The 19,322-nt window shown below is 61.2% G+C and carries 17 protein-coding genes; 14 read left to right on the forward strand and 3 right to left on the reverse strand.

The window, feature by feature from the left end; genetic code table 11:
* Positions 1 to 17 precede the first annotated feature (17 nt).
* The 11 genes from ACI2KS_RS00065 (at position 18) to ssuE (ending at position 12,614) form a co-directional block, all read left to right on the forward strand.
* Positions 18 to 818, forward strand: a complete 801-nt coding sequence (locus ACI2KS_RS00065) for a WbqC family protein (protein WP_404616369.1) — start codon at positions 18 to 20, stop codon at positions 816 to 818.
* Positions 819 to 824: 6 nt separating this feature from the next.
* Positions 825 to 1,349 carry a transcription/translation regulatory transformer protein RfaH gene (gene rfaH / locus ACI2KS_RS00070; RefSeq protein ID WP_404616370.1) on the forward strand — a complete coding sequence of 175 codons (525 nt, stop codon included), beginning with the start codon at positions 825 to 827 and terminating at the stop codon, positions 1,347 to 1,349.
* Positions 1,350 to 1,588: 239 nt separating this feature from the next.
* On the forward strand, positions 1,589 to 2,590 hold the full coding sequence (locus ACI2KS_RS00075) for a glycosyltransferase (RefSeq protein ID WP_404616371.1): 1,002 nt from the start codon (positions 1,589 to 1,591) through the stop codon (positions 2,588 to 2,590).
* On the forward strand, positions 2,587 to 3,840 hold the full coding sequence (locus ACI2KS_RS00080) for a glycosyltransferase family 4 protein (RefSeq protein ID WP_404616372.1): 1,254 nt from the start codon (positions 2,587 to 2,589) through the stop codon (positions 3,838 to 3,840). The genes ACI2KS_RS00075 and ACI2KS_RS00080 overlap by 4 nt, the downstream gene beginning before the upstream one ends.
* Positions 3,841 to 3,943: 103 nt before the next feature.
* Positions 3,944 to 5,266: a hypothetical protein gene (locus ACI2KS_RS00085; protein ID WP_404616373.1), complete on the forward strand. Its 1,323-nt coding sequence runs from the start codon at positions 3,944 to 3,946 to the stop codon at positions 5,264 to 5,266.
* Between the two features lie 104 nt (positions 5,267 to 5,370).
* Positions 5,371 to 6,492: a glycosyltransferase family 4 protein gene (locus ACI2KS_RS00090; protein WP_404616374.1), complete on the forward strand. Its 1,122-nt coding sequence runs from the start codon at positions 5,371 to 5,373 to the stop codon at positions 6,490 to 6,492.
* Between the two features lie 9 nt (positions 6,493 to 6,501).
* Positions 6,502 to 7,542 (forward strand): acyltransferase family protein, encoded by a 1,041-nt coding sequence (locus ACI2KS_RS00095; RefSeq protein ID WP_404616375.1) that lies wholly within the window; start codon positions 6,502 to 6,504, stop codon positions 7,540 to 7,542.
* Between the two features lie 97 nt (positions 7,543 to 7,639).
* Positions 7,640 to 8,878 carry a glycosyltransferase family 4 protein gene (locus ACI2KS_RS00100; protein WP_404616376.1) on the forward strand — a complete coding sequence of 413 codons (1,239 nt, stop codon included), beginning with the start codon at positions 7,640 to 7,642 and terminating at the stop codon, positions 8,876 to 8,878.
* Between the two features lie 13 nt (positions 8,879 to 8,891).
* Entirely contained in the window at positions 8,892 to 10,304 is a 1,413-nt protein-coding gene (locus tag ACI2KS_RS00105; RefSeq protein WP_404616377.1) for an undecaprenyl-phosphate glucose phosphotransferase, read from the forward strand.
* Between the two features lie 169 nt (positions 10,305 to 10,473).
* Positions 10,474 to 11,556: a polysaccharide biosynthesis/export family protein gene (locus tag ACI2KS_RS00110; RefSeq protein ID WP_404616378.1), complete on the forward strand. Its 1,083-nt coding sequence runs from the start codon at positions 10,474 to 10,476 to the stop codon at positions 11,554 to 11,556.
* A 476-nt stretch (positions 11,557 to 12,032) separates the two neighbouring features.
* Positions 12,033 to 12,614, forward strand: coding sequence for an NADPH-dependent FMN reductase (gene ssuE / locus ACI2KS_RS00115; RefSeq protein WP_404616379.1), 582 nt, complete (start codon positions 12,033 to 12,035; stop codon positions 12,612 to 12,614).
* Between the two features lie 169 nt (positions 12,615 to 12,783).
* Here the strand turns inward: ssuE and ACI2KS_RS00120 are convergent, their stop codons facing one another.
* The 3 genes from ACI2KS_RS00120 to ACI2KS_RS00130 form a co-directional block, all read right to left on the reverse strand.
* A complete protein-coding gene (locus ACI2KS_RS00120) occupies positions 12,784 to 13,059 on the reverse strand; it encodes a hypothetical protein (protein ID WP_404616380.1) in 276 nt (91 codons plus the stop codon).
* 310 nt (positions 13,060 to 13,369) lie between these two features.
* Complete coding sequence (locus ACI2KS_RS00125; protein WP_404616381.1) at positions 13,370 to 14,740, reverse strand: gluconate:H+ symporter; 1,371 nt, start codon at positions 14,738 to 14,740, stop codon at positions 13,370 to 13,372.
* A gap of 168 nt (positions 14,741 to 14,908) precedes the next feature.
* The gene (locus ACI2KS_RS00130; RefSeq protein ID WP_404616382.1) at positions 14,909 to 15,802 is read right to left on the reverse strand and encodes a LysR family transcriptional regulator; all 894 of its coding nucleotides are present in this window, start codon (positions 15,800 to 15,802) and stop codon (positions 14,909 to 14,911) included.
* 129 nt (positions 15,803 to 15,931) lie between these two features.
* On the opposite strand from ACI2KS_RS00130, the gene ACI2KS_RS00135 reads away from it, so the two are divergent.
* From ACI2KS_RS00135 to ACI2KS_RS00145, 3 genes are all read left to right on the forward strand, one after another.
* Complete coding sequence (locus ACI2KS_RS00135) at positions 15,932 to 16,633, forward strand: CoA transferase subunit A (protein ID WP_404616383.1); 702 nt, start codon at positions 15,932 to 15,934, stop codon at positions 16,631 to 16,633.
* 134 nt (positions 16,634 to 16,767) lie between these two features.
* Positions 16,768 to 17,424, forward strand: coding sequence for a CoA transferase subunit B (locus ACI2KS_RS00140; RefSeq protein WP_404616384.1), 657 nt, complete (start codon positions 16,768 to 16,770; stop codon positions 17,422 to 17,424).
* Between the two features lie 305 nt (positions 17,425 to 17,729).
* A complete protein-coding gene (locus ACI2KS_RS00145; protein WP_404616385.1) occupies positions 17,730 to 19,148 on the forward strand; it encodes a short-chain fatty acid transporter in 1,419 nt (472 codons plus the stop codon).
* Positions 19,149 to 19,322 lie beyond the last annotated feature (174 nt).

Here is a 19,322-nt window from a genome sequence, read left to right on the forward strand (position 1 = left end):
AAGTAAAGGAGACGTACATGGCCAGGACCATCGCAGTGATGCAACCCTATCTTTTTCCGTATCTGGGCTACTTTCAGCTCATTGCCGCCGCAGACGTCTTCGTCCTGGGAGACGATCTGCACTATGTGCGTTCGGGCTGGGTCAACCGCAATCGCATCCTGTATCAGGATCAGGCGCGGCTGATCACCTTCCCGCTGAAGAAAGACCGCTTCGAATTGCAGATCAATCAACGGCAACTGTGCGATCACTTCAGCGATGAAGCCGAACGCCTGATTGCCCTGATCACCGAGAGCTACCAGCAGGCGCCCTACTTTGCTCAAGTGATGCCGCTGGTCGAACGCCTGATCCGCTTCCCGCAACAGAACATCGCGCTCTACGCCGAGCATGCAATTCGGGAAATGTGTGCTTATCTACACATCGCCACGCCGATCATGCGCAGTTCCGATTTGATTCTGGGCAAGCCTGTGGACAAACAGGAGCGCATCGTGCGCATCGCTCACACCTTCGAGGCGACGACCTTCGTCACGCCCGAAGGCGGATCGGTGCTGTATGACCGTGACCATTTCGCGCGTAACCGGTTGCTGGTGCGATTCTTCCGCATGGATGCGCTGCAATACCGCCAGTTCAGGCAACCTTTCGTCGCTAATTTATCGATCATCGATGTACTGATGTTCAACTGCGTCGAGCAGGTCCAGCACATGCTGACCCAGTATCAACTGGACAAGAACCCGCCCGCCGCCGAGCCCGGGCTGCTGGCCAGGCTGACGCAACACCCTGAGCCTGTTTCAACCCTGTCGACCCGGATTGCAGTGGAGTGAAGAACTATGTCTCAAGCCGTTAGCCCTTCGAGCAACCCCGCACGCTGGTACCTGATCCAGACCAAACCCCGCCAGGAAGGCCGGGCGCAGGAGCATCTGCAACGCCAACTCTTCGAATGCTACCGTCCGGTCAAGCACGGCGAGAAAAAACGCGGCTCGCGCGGCCCTTGCGAGGAGGAGCTGTTCCCCGGCTACCTGTTCATCCGCATGGACCAGACCAGCGACAACTGGTATCCGATCCGCTCCACCCGGGGGGTGGCGCGCATCGTGACCTTCGGCGGCCTGCCGATTCCGGTCAAGGACGAGCTGATCGTGCAGATTCGCGAGCGCCTGCTGGCAGCGCCGCCCACAGTGGCCTTCGAGCAAGGCGACGCGGTGCGCATCAGCGCAGAAGGCTTCAATGACGTCGAGGCGATTTTCCTCACCGCCGATGGTGATGAGCGCGCGGTGATCCTGCTCAATCTGCTGCACCGCGAGCAGAAAGTGACCTTGCCGGTCAGCAGCCTGACGCGGATGGAAGTGCGGGTTTGATCTGATAGTCCATTGAACTGTATGAGCGTGGCCTGTCGCTGGGCCGCACTCGGACAAGCGGCGGTCAACCCGTCGCGAAATCCGGGAACGGGTTTTACCTGACCCACCGCGTGTCTGGATATTGCTGGCGGTTCCGGCAGATCGCGGGACCCGCCACGCGCCTACAGTGCTACCCCTCTGATATCCCTGAGAGGCTGACGCTTTCAGCCTCTTGAACCCTCTTCGCCCGGAAACTCACCATGACCCCAAAAACGACGCTGGTGACGCTCACCTATGGTGACCGTTTCAATTACCTGCACACGCTGGTCAGCCGTTCGCTGGAAAGCCCGCTGATCGATCGCGTGATCATCGTCAGCAACGCTTCCACCTCGCCGCTGGAAACCTTGCGCCGCACCTGGCCGGATCAGGTCAGTGTGATCTACATGCATCAGAACACCGGCTCCGCACGTGGCTACTCGGTGGGGATCCAGGCCGCGCTGGACGCAGGCGCCGAGCATATCTGGCTGATGGATGACGACAACGCACCGACCATCAATGCGATCGCCACCCTGCATCAGGTGCTGGAAGAACGCAAAGTCATCGATGGCGAAGAAAAGGCCGCCGTGCTGGGCTTTCGTCCGACCCATCAGGCCGATATCGCCGCCGGCGTGCCCAAGCGTTTCGCCATCCAGCGGCGTTCGAGCTTTTTCGGCTTCCACATCGCCCAGCTGCCGTACAAGATCTGGCGCCGCCTGCCCTGGGGCGCGCCGCAGAGCCCGCACAGCAAGCTGGCGATGGTGCAGTTGCCGTTCGCGACCTATGGCGGCCTGCTGGCCCATCGCAATCTGTACCGCAAGATCGGCCTGCCCCTCGATGCCTTGATGCTGTACGCCGACGACAGCGAGTACACCTGGCGCATCACCGCCGGTGGCGGGCGGATCTTCCTGGTGCCCGACGCCGTGCTCGATGACCTGGAGAACTCCTGGAACATCAAGGCGCGCACCAACAACATCTATGAGAGCTTCCTGCTGGGTGGTTCGGACCTGCGCGCCTATTACGGAGCGCGCAACCAGGCCTGGTTCGACAAGAACATCTGGGCCAACTCGTCGCTGCTGTACAGCCTCAATCGCTGGGTGTTTTTCCGCCTGCTCAGACTGATCGCCAAGCGCCGCGGCGCTGAAGAGCGTTTGAGCCTGATCGAAAAAGCCATCCGTGACGGTGAGTCCGGCGTATTGGGTCTGAACCAGTCGTATCCATTATGAAAATCCTCTTCATCAGCAGCCTGTACTCACCCCACATCGGCGGCGGCGCGGAGATCGTTCTGCAACGCACAGTCGAAGGCCTGCAACAGCGCGGCTGCGAGGTCAGCGTGCTGGTCACCGGCCCCGACGCGGGGCTCGCCACCGACAGGGTCAACGGGGTCAAGGTCTACCGGGCCGGCCTGCATAATTTCTACTGGCATTTCGGTGATCAGCGCCCGGGGCGGCTGGCACGCCTGGGCTGGCACCTGCGCGATCGCTACAACGGTGCGATGCGCAGCTACGTCAGGCAGGTGATCAACGACGAGCAACCGCAGTTGGTGGTCTGTCACAACCTGGCCGGCTGGTCGGTGTCGATATGGGACGAGATCACCGCCGCGCAGTTGCCCATCGTTCAGGTGCTGCACGACATGTATCTGATGTGCCCCAGCAGCAACATGTTCAAGAACGGCCAGTGCTGCCAGCAGCAATGCAGCACCTGTCAGTCGTTTCGCAAGGGTCACGATGCGCGTTCGGCGCAAGTGTCGGCGGTGGTCGGGGTCAGCCAGTTCATCCTCGACAAGCTGCAAAAGCGCGGGTATTTCAGCGCCGCCAAGGGCTATGTGGTGCACAACGCCAGCCCGTATGCGGCGGTGTACAACTCGCCGAGCAAGCAACGCGCGCTCGACCCTGTGATGAAAAAGGCGCCGCTGCGTTTCGGCTACATGGGCACGCTGTCCGAACAGAAAGGCGTACGCTGGCTGATCGAACAGTTCCAGCGTCTGCCGTTCGATGCCACCTTGCAGCTGGCCGGGCGCGGACAGACCTGCGACGAGGCTGCCTTCAAAGCCTTGGCCACCTCGCCGAACATCCAGTTTGTCGGCTACCAGAAGCCCGAAGCGTTTTATAGCCAGATCGATGTCGCCGTGGTGCCCTCGTTGTGGAACGAGCCGTTCGGGATGGTCGCCGTCGAGGCCTGCGCGCACTCGATACCGGTGATCGCCAGCCGCATGGGCGGCCTGCCCGAAATCATCCAGGACCCGCTCAATGGTTTGCTGTGCAGCCCAAAGGACCCGGACTCGCTGGGGCAGGCGATGCTCAGACTGCATCAACAGCCCGAGTTGCTCAGCCGCTTGAGCGGCCAGGCGCGGGTCAGTGTCGCGGCGCTGCTGAACCTGGAACTGATGCTCGACAGTTACGAAAGCATCTTTGCCCAGACACTGCTGGACAACGTTGTTCACCGCGACCCCACGGCGTTGCGTTACACGGTCTGAAACCATCCGGCATTGCCTGCGCAACTGCCGAATTCACCTGCCGACGGCCCGAGACCTACCCTGAGCAAGCGCTCCGGACCGTGCCTCTTCATTGAGACAAACCATGACCATCACGCGTCTGACGAGGTTACGACGACCATTGACGGTTCTGCTGCTGGGTGTGTTCATCAGCAGCGCAGGCTTTGCCGACGACTCGTTCATCATCGGGGTCGACACCCACCTGATGAACAAGAGCAGTACGTCGGCCAAAGCGCTGCAGTTGCTCCAGGCGGCTGGCGTGGACTCGGTGCGCGATGACGCGTACTGGTCCAGCGCCGAACCGCGACGCGGCCTGATGAGGATTGAACCGGCCTGGCAGGATTACTTGAGCAAGGCCCAGGAGCACCATTTGCGACCTTTGCTGGTGCTCGGTTACGGCAACCCGTTCTACGACAACTACGCCAAACCGCGTAAACCCATCGTGCGTGACGCATACGGCAATTACGTCAGCTTCGTCACTCGCCAACTCACCGACAGCGTGGACTTCTACGAAATCTGGAACGAATGGGACAAGGAAAACCCCGTCGACCCGGCCTTTGCCAAGGACTACAGCGGCTTGGTGGAAGAGGCCGCCAGGCGCATCCGCAACAACCCGCGGCCCATGGTGATCCTGGCCGGCGCCGTTACCAGTCAAGGCATGGACTTGGGATTCGCCGACCGACTGGTGGAGTCGGGAATCCTCAACCATGTCGACGGCCTGTCGCTGCACCCCTATGTGCACTGCCGCGCCGACGAGCGCAACACCCCGGAAAACTGGATCGCCTGGCTTCGGCGAATCAGCGAAGACCTCAAGGACAAGACTCGAAACAAGACCGCCGTGCCGCTGTACCTGACCGAAATGGGCTGGCCCAGCAACACCGGCCGCTGCGGTGGCGATGAGAAGACCCAGGCAGCGTTCCTGGCGCGCAGTTTCTTTCTGGCGCAGACCATGTCCAACATCAAGGGCATGTGGTGGAACGGCTTGCTCAACGATGGCCCTGACAACGGCGACCCCGAGCAGAATTTCGGCCTGCTCAACCAGGACCTGAGCATCAAACAGGCTTACCTGACACTCAAGGCGATCAGCCCGACACTGCATCAGTTCCGCTACGACGCCGAGAAAAGCCGTGAAACCGACTCGCAATACCTGCTGCGCTTTGCCCGAGGTTCGGAGCAGATCATGGTCGCCTGGAGCGCCGGATTTCCCCGATCGATCAAGGTCGACGCCAGCAGCGTGCTGCACGGCAACGTGCAATACATCGACACCCGTGAGCCGCAGAACGGTCTGGTCGACAGCGGCATCCCGTGGAACTGCGACGAAGGCCGCTGCTCGGCGCAAGTGCCGATCGATGACTTCCCGAAAATAATAAGCCTGGGCACGCGCCCTGCCCTGTTCGCCTTGCCCTGATTCATCTCTGCACGTTTTTCATGTCCGCAGGCAGAGCGCCCGTTCATTCGGGGCGCTCGCGGACGATGCGTACGGCCCCTTCATCTCTTCACAGGTCGACCACAATGATTGTGATCAATGCACGTTTTCTCACTCAAGAATTGCGCGGCGTTCAACGCTTCGCAGAGCAGACCTGTCTGGCGCTCAAGCAACTGCGTGACGACGTTGTCTTCGTCGCCCCCCACGGCATCAAGATGCACGACAGCGCCCGCGTGCTGGACGTGCAATGCATCGGCCGCCACAGCGGGCACCTGTGGGAACAGCTGGACCTGCCGCTGTATCTGCGTCGTCAGGGCAACCCGCTGCTGGTGTCGCTGTGCAGTACGGCGCCGTTGCTCTATGGCAACCAGATTGCCACGCACCACGACGTCACCTATGTACGCCATCCGCAAAGCTACACGCGGATGTTTCGCCTGCTGTACCGGACCATGACGCCGATCATGCTGTCGCGGATCAAGGCGTTGCTGACCGTCAGCACCTTTTCCCGGGGCGAGATTTCGCAGTTCTACAACTACCCGGAAAAGAAGATTTTCGTGGTGCCCAATGCCGTGAGCGGCGCCTTTCAACCCGGTCCGCCGCTCAAGGATCAGGCGCAATACCTGCTGGCGGTGTCCTCACCCAGCGCGCACAAGAACTTCAGCCGGATGATCCAGGCGTTTCTGCTGCTGCGCGGCCACGATGACCTGCAACTGCACATCGTCGGCGGTGCCAGCGGCATCTTTGCCGATGACAGCCTGCAGCGTCTGGCCAGTCGCGATCCACGCATTCGTTTCCTCGGTCGCTTGAGCGATGACGAACTGATCGCGCAATACCAGGGGGCCACGGCGTTCGTGTTCCCTTCGCTGTACGAAGGTTTCGGCATTCCGCCGCTGGAGGCCCAGGCCTGCGGTTGCCCGGTACTGGCAGCCAACGCGGCATCGATTCCGGAAGTGCTGCAGGCCAGCGCCTTGTACTTCGACCCGATGGATGTCAGCCACATGGCTTCGGCCATGGAACGCATCCTCACCGATCTGCCGTTGCGTCAGTCGCTGCGACGGCGCGGCCTGAACAACGTTGCGCGGTTTTCCTGGGACGAGTCGGCGCGCCGTGTTTCACAACGCATCGACGTACTGCTCAACCAACCCAATGACCGTCGCGCCAGCACCGGCACTGATGCGCTGCGTCGTGAATCGTCCAGCAAGCTGTGAGGCTCGCCCATGAAACGTTTGGCCTATCTCGACGCGCTGCGCGGTATCGCCGCCCTGATGGTGGTATTCACCCACTTATATGGGCCGCTGATTGGCAATGCCTGGGTCTTCGAGTTCCTGATCGACCCCGGCAAGCTGGGGGTGCTGTGGTTTTTCATGATCAGCGGCGTGGTCATTCCCTACAGCCTCAAGCCTGGCCCTGACGGCGCACGGCGCTTTCTGATCTCACGCTTCATGCGCCTGTATCCGGCCTACTGGCTGTCGCTGCTGGTGTTTGTACTGATGCTCGGGCTGACCGGCGCGCCGCTGCCATCGGTGGCACAGATCGTCGCCAACCTGACGATGGTGCAGGCGGCGCTGGGCTTCGACGATGTGGTCGGGCTGTACTGGACGCTGTTCATCGAGCTGGTGTTCTACGGACTGTGCCTGGCGCTGTTCATTGGCGGCAAGCTTTACGACCAGACCTTTCGCGCCCGCTGCTCGCTGCTGTTCCTGCTCATGGCGCTGGCCATGGGTGTGGTCCGCGCGCTGACCGAACGCAAACTGCCGGTGGCCTTGCCGCTGGCGCTGTCGCTGATGTTCTTCGGCTCGATCTGGCGCCAATGGCTGCTGGCCGAGCACAGCGCGCAGTTGACACGCAATCTGAAGACCCTGCTGATCGCCTTCGCCGTGCTGCTGCCGCCGACATTGATCATGGCCTACAACACGGACATGGGCACCGCCGAGGCGTGGAGCCGTTACTGCTTCACCTACGCCCTGGCCATCGGCAGCTTCCTGTTGCTGACCCGTAGCGTGCGCCTGGATCACCCGCTCCTGGTGTGGCTGGGCGCGGTGAGTTACTCGCTGTACCTGCTGCACCCGTCGATGTTGATGCTCAGCGAGTTTGTGCTGAGCCGCACCGGCGCCTCGCCGCTGATCATCGCGGTGCTGGCCACGGCCCTGACGCTGGGCGCCGCCCACCTGTGTTTCCGCTACATCGAGGCACCCTTTATTCAGCTTGGAAAACGCCTCAACAATCGCAGGGCGAAAACGCAATCGGTAAGCGTTTGAAGTAGCCCCTGCGTAAATACAGCCGCTTTGAGGAAATCCTCGCGAGCTTTGCTCGACCTGCCGGATCTTCCTTGAGCCGTTACAGCAGAGAATTCCAATGAAAATAGCAATCGTCCACGACTGGCTGGTGACATTCGCCGGCGCCGAAAAGGTGCTGGCATCGCTGATCAATATCTGGCCGGAGGCGGATCTGTTCTCCGTCATCGACTTCCTCAGTGACCACGACCGCGCGCAACTGGGCGGCAAGGTGGCCACCACCACGTTCATTCAGCGCCTGCCCAAAGCCAGGACCCGCTATCAGCGTTACCTGCCGCTGATGCCCATGGCCATCGAGCAACTGGACCTGTCCGGCTACGACCTGATCATCAGCAGCAGCCATGCCGTGGCCAAAGGCGTGCTGTGCGGGCCTGACCAGTTGCACATCAGCTACGTGCACTCGCCGATTCGCTATGCCTGGGACCTGCAGCACCAGTATCTCAAAGAAGCCAATATGAGCAGCGGCCTCAAGGGCAAACTGGCGCGCATGGTGCTGCACTACATGCGCATGTGGGACCAGCGCACGGCGGCCGGCGTCGATGACTTCATCGCCAACTCGCACTTCATCGGCGCGCGCATCACCAAGTCGTATCGGCGCGAATCGACGGTCATCTACCCGCCGGTGGATACCCGGGGTTTCACACTTCAAGAACACAAACAGGACTACTACTTCACCGCGTCACGCATGGTGCCCTACAAGCGCATGCCGATGATCATCGAAGCCTTCGCCGCGATGCCGGACAAGCGCCTGGTAGTGATTGGCGACGGTCCGGAAATGGACAAGGCCAAGGCCATTGCCGCCACTGCGCCGAATGTCACCCTGCTCGGTTATCAACCGTTCGCGGTGTTGCAGGAGCACATGCGCAACGCCAAGGCGTTCGTGTTCGCCGCCGAGGAGGATTTCGGCATCAGCCCGGTGGAGGCGCAGGCCTGCGGCACGCCAGTGATCGCCTTCGGCAAGGGCGGTGTGCTGGAGACCGTGTGTGGACTGGATCACCCGCAACCGACCGGGGTGTTCTATCCGGAGCAAAGCATGGCGTCACTGACCGAGGCGATCGCAACCTTCGAGGCGGCCAGTGCGCGCATTACTCCTCAAGCCTGTCGCGCCAACGCCGAGCGTTTCAGCCAGGCGCGCTTCGAGCAGGAAATGCGCCAGTTCGTCGAACTGCGCCTGAGCGCCTCGCGCCACGCCCGTCAACCCTTGCACTACCGGGCGCCACAGGTGCCGCCGAGCCTGGTCGCATCGACAATGGTCCCCAGCGATTTATCCGCCCGCGTTGTTCCGATCAAATCCGTCTGAGCGAGCACAGAACATGAGCACACCTCTTCGCGGCATCTTGCATGCTCATCAATCGTCGTTATCGGTTGCCCACCGATTACTGGACCTGGCCGTTATCGTGCTGGGCGGCTATTGCCAGAATTTCCTGACCGATGCGCCGATGACCGCAGAAGCCTGGAGCCAGATCCTGCTGGCGGTGCTGGTGTTTCACTGGCTGGGCGAATACCACCAGCTGTACGGTTCCTGGCGTGGCGAGCGGATCATTCGCGAGCTGATAAAAGTCGCCAATTACTGGGGGCTGACGTTTGTCGTCCTGCTGTCGGCCGACTACCTGTTGCTCAACCATGCCGACCTGCCGGACAACGGCCAGATGACCTGGTTTGCCGGGGTGCTGGTTGCCCTGTGTGGCTATCGACTGGCGATTCGCAGCCTGCTTCACACCCTGCGCAGCCGTGGTTTCAACACCCGCCGCGTGGCGATCGTCGGCACCGGCCAGTGTGGCGAACGGCTGGCGATGTCCATCGACAGCGCGCCGTGGATGGGCCTGGACCTGTTGGGTTTTTATGACGAGGTTCCCGAGCAGATGGATCTGGCGCGCATCGGCCGGCGGATTCCGGTGCTCGGCGATCTTGACCAACTGGTCGCCGATGCCCGCGACGGCAAGATCGACAAGGTCTACATCACCTTGACCCTGGGCGCGCAGGCGCGTCTGCAGGCGTTGATCAAAGGCCTGAGCGACACCACCGCCTCGGTCTACGTGATCCCGGATGTGTTCATGTTCGAACTGCTGCACGCACGCAGCGAAAGCATCAACGGGCTGCCGAGCATCAGCATTTTCGACTCGCCCATGGACGGCGCCTGGAGCATGGTCAAGCGCGTCGAGGACATCGTGCTGTCGAGCCTGATCCTGGCCATGATCGCCCTGCCGCTGATGCTGATCGCCATCGCGATCAAGTTCACCTCGCCCGGGCCGGTCCTGTTTCGCCAGCGCCGTTACGGGCTGGACGGCCGGCCGATCATGGTCTGGAAATTCCGCAGCATGAGCGTGCAGGAGAACGGCGAAGTGGTCACCCAGGCCACGCGCAATGACAGCCGCGTCACCCCGCTGGGGGCGTTCATGCGCCGCACCTCGCTGGACGAGCTGCCGCAGTTTTTCAACGTGCTGCGCGGCGAGATGTCGATCGTCGGCCCTCGCCCCCACGCCGTGGCGCACAACGAGCAATACCGCAAGCAGGTGTCCGGCTACATGTTGCGGCACAAGGTCAAGCCGGGCATCACCGGGTGGGCACAGATCAATGGCTGGCGCGGCGAGACCGACACGCTGGACAAGATGCAGAAGCGCGTGGAATTCGACCTGCAGTACATCGAGCACTGGTCGGTCTGGCTGGACCTGAAAATCATCCTGCTGACGCTGTTCAAAGGCTTCGTCAACAAAAACGCGTTCTAGAAGAAAAAACAGGCTGCCAATAACAACATATATGGCCGATGGCTACTAAGCTCGGCGGGAGGTGCATGGGTGTATGAGCGGATGAATCCGAAGTTCGGTGTGGGTAAGGGATGCAACGAAATCACTGCGGTGCCAGTACGCACCTTTTAGGATTAGAAGGAACATTCATATGAAAGTAACGTTAGCGGTAGTGCTGCTTTCCAGTCTGGCTTTGCAAGGCTGCGCATTCGCCCCCGGTCAATACATGTCTCTGAGCGATGTCACCGACAAGGACCCGGATGGTCCCGAGGTCACACTCGTCAATATCACCCCGACCACCCTGGCCCAGCAGCAGAAAACCGCTGCTGCCCAGGCCAAGCCGTTGCCACCTGAGCTGATGAACTACAAGACTCCGGAATACATCGTCGGCCCAGGTGACGCCTTGCTGGTGACCGTGTTCGAACACCCCGAGCTGACCGCTCCTGGCTCTCAGGAACAGCTCGACGCCAACAGCCGCGAAGTGCTCAACGACGGGACTGTATTCTTCCCCTATGTAGGCCGTGTTCAAGCCGCCGGCAAGACCGTCTCGCAGATTCGTGAACAACTGCGCATGGGCTTGCTGCCGCAATACACCGAGGTCAAGGTCGACGTCAAAGTGCTGCGTTACAACAGCCAGCGCATCCTGCTCTCGGGTGCGTTCAAGGCGCCGGGGCCACAACCGATCACCAACATCCCGCTGAGCCTGGTTCAGGCCATCAGCCAGGCCGGTCTGGACCTGACCGACGCCAACCTCGCCGGGTTGACGCTGCGTCGTGACGGCAAGGACTACGTCATCGATGTCGACTCGCTCAACCGCAAGGACTCGCAATTGAGCAAGATCTACCTCAAGGACGGCGACTACCTGCATTTGAACAGCAACTCCAAGAACAAGATCTACGTGCTGGGTGAAGTCTTGAACCCGCAAGTGATCTCCTTCAGCACCACCAGCGTCACCCTGCTCGAAGCCCTCGGCACCTCGGGCGGCTTGAGCCCGGAAGCGGCTGATGGCGAGGCGGTGTACGTGATTCGCGCGCAGGATGCGACGCACTCGGCAACCGTTTACCACCTCAATGCCAAGAAGCCTACCGCCTACACCCTGGCCAAGGGCTTCGAACTGGCGGCACAGGACGTGGTATTCGTCGGCCCTGCCAACATCACCCGTTGGAGCCGTTACGTCAGCCAGCTGCTGGGTTCGAACAACCTCGTCCAGACAGGTGCGATGTTCAGGCACTAAGCGCAGCCTTGAGCTGCAAGCTTCAAGCGGCAAGTCAAAGGCAACAGAAAAATCCTCGCGGCGTCTGCCTGCGGGGATTTTTTTTGCCTGGGGTTTGGGTTGTGATCGTCTGAAAGCTGGACACCATCCTCTTTAGCAGTCCGGCTTGCCGGGGCTGGCGATCTTGCGCACGTCACCGCCGGCAAGCCGGACTGCTACACGGCCCCCGCGTCAACAGTCCAATGGCCTGAGCGAAGTGTTGCGCCACAGACAGCCGATCAACACTTGCAAGCATTCGAATCAGTTTCTGCAAGCGCGCCAGGCACCCCGTACCTCCCTCCCGTCACCAGATTCATTAGGCCGTCCATTTATCGGCAACGCTGGCACGCATGCTGCTTTGAAGCTGTCACAGGGTCTATCCACCCACTCAATTTCGCGTCGAACGCGACCTGCAGGTGCGCTTCGCACCCCGGGTGTCGACCCCAAGGAATCACAGCATGTTGGTAGTTTCAATTTCCGGTAGCCCCTCGACCCGCTCACGCTCCGGCGTGGTGTTGAAACATGCGGCGCAATGGCTGGCCGAGCATGGTGTCAGCGTCAACGCCGTGCGCATTCAGGACTTCAACGCCGAGGATCTGTTGTACGCCCGTTTCGACAGCCCGCAGGTGGTGGCCTTTATCGAGGCCGTGGCCAGGGCCGATGGCCTGCTGATCGGTACCCCTGTTTACAAAGCATCGTTTTCCGGAGCGTTGAAGACCATGCTGGACCTGCTGCCAGAGCGTTCGCTGCACGGCAAGGTGGTCCTGCCGCTGGCCACTGGCGGCAGCATCGCCCACATGCTGGCGGTCGATTACGCACTCAAGCCGGTGCTGTCGGCGCTCAAATGCCAGGAAGTGCTGCACGGCGTGTTCGCTATCGACAGCCAGATCAGCTACGGCGAAAACCAGTTGGGGGGTGACCTGGACGAATTGCTGACCCAGCGCCTGCATGACGGGCTGGATCATTTCCTGCTGGGGCTGCAACACCGCACCAACGCACGGCACAAGGAAGCGGGCGGGCATCTGAAACTGGCGCTGTAGCAAGACCTTTGCGCCGTAGCCTTCCAGCTTGCCGGCGGTAGCGATCTTGAACCCGTTACTGCCGGCAGGCCGGCTGCTCCAACAGCGGGTCAGCGCCAGTCAATGCTCAAGCAACGGATACAACCACAGCACCGGCAATGCCGGCATTACCCGGTTGAACTGATCGACCTTAGATCTGACGCGCTTTCGACGGCACGCTGACCTCGGCGTTGAACTCACCGCGGTTGTCGAATTCGTGCGCCTGTTGCAGCTGCGGCTGGGCCATCAGCTGGTTTCTGCGCACCTGGTATTCGTCATAGGACAGGCCACGACGGTTGAGGTCTTCGAGGGCCAACTGGTGGGTTTCTTCAGCGGTGTAAGGGCGCAATTCGGGATGATTGCCAGCGGCGCAACCGGAGACGACGGCGACTGAAAGCAACATGGCAAGGGCAACAAGACGGTTCATGAGAGCCTCCAATCTGGCTCGTTTCTGGGATGAGTCAAGGCTACGCCCCGGCCCTTGCCAGCAGAAATCAGTCGTCTTGATAGTCGGTATCGGATCCGTCGCAGTCTCGCAGTATCTGAATCACTTGCCAGCGCCTGTAGGAGCGAGCTTGCCCCCGCGAGCGGCGGGGAACCCGTCGTAAAATCCGGCCACAGGATCCGCGTGATGCACCGCGTTTAATGCATCACGACGACTGCGTCGCTGCTCGCCCGGATGCGGCTCAGAGGCAAGCCCGCTCCCACAGGGAACAGATGCCAGCGGCGCTACCGGATCAAGTCAGCCAGTGCCACAACAGCAAGGTGCCGATCAGCCCCACCACCGAGACAATGGTCTGCAACACCGACCACACCCAGATCGTCTGCTTGAGTTGCAGGCCGAAATATTCGCGGACCATCCAGAAGCCTGCATCGTTGACGTGGCAGAAGAACACCGAGCCGGCACCGATGACCAGCGCCACCAGAGATGCCTCGACCGGCGCAAGGCCGGCCATCATCGGCGCCAGGATGCCCGCCGTAGTGGTGGTCGCCACGGTCGCCGAACCGGTTGCCTGACGCAGCGCCACGGCAATCAGCCAGGCCAGCAGCAGATACGGCATGTGCGCGCCTTCGGCCACCTTGCTGATGGTCTGGCTGACACCGGCGTCCAGCAGCGTCTGCTTGAGGCCGCCACCGGCGCCGATGGTCAGCAACAGCACGGCAATCGGCGCCAGGCTTTTGCGCAACGTGGCGCCGACGTGCTCGCGGGAAATGCCATTGGCCCAGCCCAGGCACACGGTTGCCGCCAGTACTGCAATGCCCAGTGCAACCAGGGGTTCGCCGAGAAACTTCAGGGTCAACGCGATGTTGCTTTCCGGCTCCAGGGCGATCTTGGCCAAGGTGCTGCCGAGCATCAGAATCACCGGCAGCAGGATGATCAGCAGCGAAATGCCGAAGCCTGGCTGGCGCGCGACGTCGGCCTTGGCCGAGAACAGCTCACCCAGCTCGGCGGGCGCTTCGATGTGCAGGCGCCTGGACAGCCAATTGCCGTACAGGGGACCGGCCAGAATCACTGCCGGAACGGCGATGCAAAAGCCCAGCAGCATGGTCAGCCCGAGGTCGGCGTGCAGCGCGCTGACCGCAATCAGTGGTCCCGGATGCGGCGGCATCAAGGCGTGCAGCGTGGTCATGCCGGCCAGTGCCGGGATCGCGATCTTCAACAGCGGCTGGTTGGACTGGCGGGCCATGACAAAGATGATCGGCACCATCATCACCAGGCCCACTTCAAAGAACAACGGCAGGCCGATGACCATCGCCACCAGGGCCATGACCCAGGGCAACCGCTTGCCCTTGCCCAGCCCCAGCAAGGTGGAGGCAATGCGATCCGCGGCCCCCGACTCGGCCATCATGGCCCCCAGCATCGCACCGAGTGCGATGATGATCCCGGCCTCGCCGAGAATCCCGCCCGCGCCCTTGCTGAACGCTTTGGCAACGCCTTCCGCTGGCAACCCCGCGCCGATCCCTGCAATGAAAGTCCCCACCAGAATCGACAGAAACGGCGGCAGTCTGGTGACGCTGATCAGCACGATAATCGTGGCAATAGCGATCAGGCAGCAGATGATCAGGCGAGTGTCATGAAACACCCACGCAGCAGACGACAAATCCAAAGCTCAACCCCTTATCGTTCGATTCTTATTGAAAGATGATCTGAAACAATTTGTTTCAGATGACCGAACGATACCGGATGCGGCAAGACGTCGCAGCGGTTTTTTCACAGAAAGTGGCCGAAACGACCTGTCATTCATCCATTCATCTAAATGAATCAGGCCGCTCGCTCACAACGCGCTCTGCTGAGCACATTCGATCAACACATCGCGCAATGCCTGCGCCGCCGCCGACAGTTTGTGATCGGCCAGGGTCATCAGGCCGATCCGCCGCTCGATGCGCGGGCCTTCCAGGGCGATACAGCGTGCGCCCAGCTCCTCCATTTGCCGGATACACAGGGACGGCACCGCGCTGACCCCCAAACCGTTGGCGACCATGCGCCCGACGGTCGACAGCTGATGGCTTTCGAACGCGACCGACAGCTTGCCGTGTTGAGTCTGCAGGTCCTGCTCCAGCAGCAAGCGCACCGCCGAAGGCCGTTGCAGGGTGATGAAGTCGTGATGCAGCAACTCATCCCAGCTCACCTCGCCGCGCTCGGCCAACGGCGAATCCATGGGCACCACGGCGACGAAACGGTCCATGTAGAACGGGGTGAAGGTCAGGTTGTGACTGGCCTGGGGCTCAAAACCGATACCCAGCTCCACGCGCCGATGATCTACCATCTCCAGCACCTGTTCGTTGATCACATCGTGCACCGCCACGTTGACCCGCGGATAACGCTGGCGAAACACCTTCAGCGCGACCGGCAACAGATTGCCGGCGAAGGATGGCATGGCCGCGATGGAGACCTTGCCCATCTGCAGGGTGAATCGCTGGCGCAGCAGTTCCTCGGCATTGTCCCAGTCGGCCAGCAGTTGCCGGGCCAAGGGCAACAGGGCCTCGCCCTCCGGCGTGAGGCTGACGGTGCGGGTGGTGCGCATCAGCAACTGCCCGCCCAGGTCCTCCTCCAGCGCCTTGATGGTCAGGCTCAGGGCTGGCTGCGACAGGTGCAGGCGCTCCCCCGCCTGGGCAAAGCTCAGGCACTGGGCAACGGCGAGAAACGCGCGAAGCTGCTTCACGTTCATATATTTGGATTACTTATCAATCTATGAGAAAAACAAAATTAACAAATCACTGGGTGCGAGAGAAGATGCGAGCAACGCTCCCCGACGAATAATTGTCGGACACAACTACAACGAAGGCGGGATATCACCATGGCCGGACTCGACAAGCGAGTTGCAACATACGAACAAGCCCTAGCCGGGCTGACTGACAACATGACGGTACTGTCCGGTGGTTTCGGTCTGTGCGGTATTCCGGAAAACCTGATTGCCGAGATCAAGCGTCTGGGCGTCAAGGGCCTGACCGTCGTTTCCAACAACTGCGGCGTCGATGGTTTCGGCCTGGGCGTGCTGTTGGAAGACCGGCAGATCCGCAAGATGATCGCCTCTTATGTCGGCGAGAACGCCCTGTTCGAACGTCAGCTGCTCAGCGGCGAACTTGAAGTCGAACTCACCCCGCAAGGCACCCTGGCCGAGAAAATGCGCGCCGGCGGTGCCGGCATCCCCGCCTTCTACACGGCCACCGGATACGGCACCCCCGTCGCCGAAGGCAAGGAAACCCGCCAATTCAACGGCCGCAACGTGATTCTTGAAGAAGCCATCACCGGCGACTTCGCGATCGTCAAGGGCTGGAAAGCCGACCATTTCGGCAACGTGGTCTATCGCCATACCGCGCAGAACTTCAACCCGGTAGTCGCCACCGCCGGCAGAATCACCGTGGTCGAAGTCGAGGAGATCGTCGAGCCGGGCGTGCTGCTGCCGACCGAAATCCACACGCCCGGCATTTATGTGGACCGCGTGATCCTCGGCACTTTCGAGAAGCGCATCGAGCAGCGTACGGTCAAGAAAGCCTGACGCTCGGTCAATCCTCCATCGAAACTCCGTTGTAACAGTCCGGCTCGCCGGCGGTGAGGTTCCCCGCAACACCACCGCCAGCAAGCCGGACTGCAACAAGATCGGCCACCGGACAATAAAAGAGACCCAAGATCATGGCACTCTCCCGCGAACAAATGGCACAGCGCGTTGCGCGCGAACTGCAAGACGGCTTTTACGTGAACCTGGGCATCGGCATTCCGACCCTGGTCGCCAACTACGTCCCTGATGACATCGACGTCATGCTGCAATCGGAAAACGGCCTGCTCGGCATGGGTGAGTTCCCGACCGAAGCGACCATCGACGCTGACATGATCAACGCCGGCAAGCAAACCGTGACCGCGCGCAAAGGTGCGTCGATCTTCTCTTCGGCCGAATCGTTCGCGATGATCCGTGGCGGGCATGTCGACCTCACGGTGCTGGGCGCGTTCGAAGTCGACGTCGAGGGCAACATCGCCTCGTGGATGATTCCGGGCAAGCTGGTCAAGGGCATGGGCGGCGCGATGGACCTGGTGGCCGGTGCCGAGAACATCATCGTCACCATGACCCACGCTTCCAAGGACGGCGAGTCCAAGCTGCTGTCGCGCTGCAGCCTGCCGCTGACCGGCGCCGGTTGCATCAAGAAAGTGCTGACCGACCTTGCCTACCTTGAGATCGAAAACGGTGCGTTCATCCTGCGTGAGACCGCTCCAGGGGTCAGCGTCGAGGAAATCATCGCCAAGACCGCTGGCAAGCTGATCGTGCCGGATGATGTGGTTGAGATGACGTTCTGAACAACAGCAGACCCTTGTAGGAGCCGGCTTGCTCAGAGCAAACGACATCTACCTCTGTAGGAGTGAGCTTGCTCGCGATTCACGGTAAATCAGTCACCTACGCAGTGCCAGAAAAGTCGTATCGCGAGCAAGCTCACTCCTACAGGGTATTCGCCACATCAGCGTCATTTCGTTATGCCAGCCTGCCCCTTCAGCGATGGAGGGGCTTTGCTGTATCTAGCGCCGTAGTTTTTTGCATCACTGCCAACACTAAAAACAGCTATTCAAATAGCACCTGAACAATAACTCCAAGAGGTAGAAACAACGTGGCCGCCGAAATCGAAGAAAGCCGCTCCGCCCGATTTGCCCTGCGCTGCGCCAAATGGGCAGAACGCTGGTTCCCCGACTCGTGGGTGTTCGCTGCCCTGGCCGTGGTCATCGTCACGCTGGCCACGCTGGCCATCGGCGCAAAACCGGCCGACACCGCCAAAGCCTTCGGCGATGGTTTCTGGAGCCTGATCCCCTTCACCATGCAAATGGCCTTCGTGGTCATCGGCGGCTATGTCGTCGCCAGCTCGCCACCTGCGGTCAAGCTGATCGACCGCCTGGCACGCATCCCCAAAAACGGTCGCTCGGCGGTCGCCTGGGTAGCGCTGATTTCCATGGTTGCCTCGCTGCTCAACTGGGGCCTGTCGCTGGTGTTCGGCGGCTTGCTGGTACGTGCCCTGGCGCGTCGTACCGATCTGAAAATGGACTACCGCGCAGCCGGCGCCGCCGCCTACCTGGGTCTGGGCGCCGTATGGGCACTGGGGCTGTCGTCGTCGGCTGCACAACTGCAAGCCAACCCGGCCAGCCTGCCACCGTCGATCCTGGCGATCACCGGCATGATCCCCTTCACCCAGACCATCTTCCTCTGGCAGTCGGGGGTCATGCTCCTGGCGTTGGTGGTGATCTCGATCATCGTCGCCTACGCCACCGCACCCGGCCCGGCCAATGCCCGTGACGCCAAGGAATGTGGCGTCGATCCGGCGTTCAGCCTGCCGCCGTTGCCACCGCGCACCCGCCCGGGCGAGTGGCTGGAATACAGCCCGCTGCTGATCATCCTGATGGTCGTGCTGGCGTCCGGCTGGTTGTACAACGAGTTCAGCACCAAGCCTGCGATCACCGCGATTTCCGGCCTGAACACTTACAACTTCCTGTTCATCATGGTCGGCGCACTGCTGCACTGGCGTCCACGCAGCTTCCTGGATGCGGTTGCCCGGGCGGTGCCAACCACCACCGGTGTGCTGATCCAGTTCCCGCTGTACGGATCGATCGCAGCCTTGCTGACCACGGTCAAGGGCGGTGATGCACAGACCGTGGCGCATCACATCTCGACCTTCTTCACCAGCATTGCCTCCCACGACACCTATGCCCTGCTGATGGGCGTGTACTCGGCGATTCTCGGCTTTTTCATTCCGTCCGGTGGCGGCAAATGGATCATCGAGGCGCCGTACGTGATGCAGGTCGCCAACGACCTGAAATATCACCTGGGCTGGGCGGTACAGATCTACAACGCCGCCGAAGCCTTGCCGAACCTGATCAACCCGTTCTACATGCTGCCGCTGCTCGGCGTGCTGGGGCTCAAGGCGCGTGATTTGATCGGCTTCTCGTTCGTGCAGTTGCTGGTGCACACGCCGCTGGTGTTGTTCCTGCTGTGGGCCTTGGGTACGACGCTGGCGTACATCCCGCCGGTCTTGCCATAACAAGGTCCGGGCCTGTGTAGCAACAGGGCTCGCTGGTGGTCACGGAGCTGATCCGTCGCCGCCGGCAAAGCCATCGCCACCCCTGATGTGCGGCTGCGCAGGAGCACGAACGTTTGTAACCAACCGCGCTGCCGCGCACAATCGCCTCCCCTCGTGACGCGGCAGACCGACCTC

The sequence above is a fragment of the Pseudomonas sp. NPDC087358 genome (assembly GCF_044900785.1).
Classification (GTDB): Bacteria; Pseudomonadota; Gammaproteobacteria; order Pseudomonadales; family Pseudomonadaceae; genus Aquipseudomonas.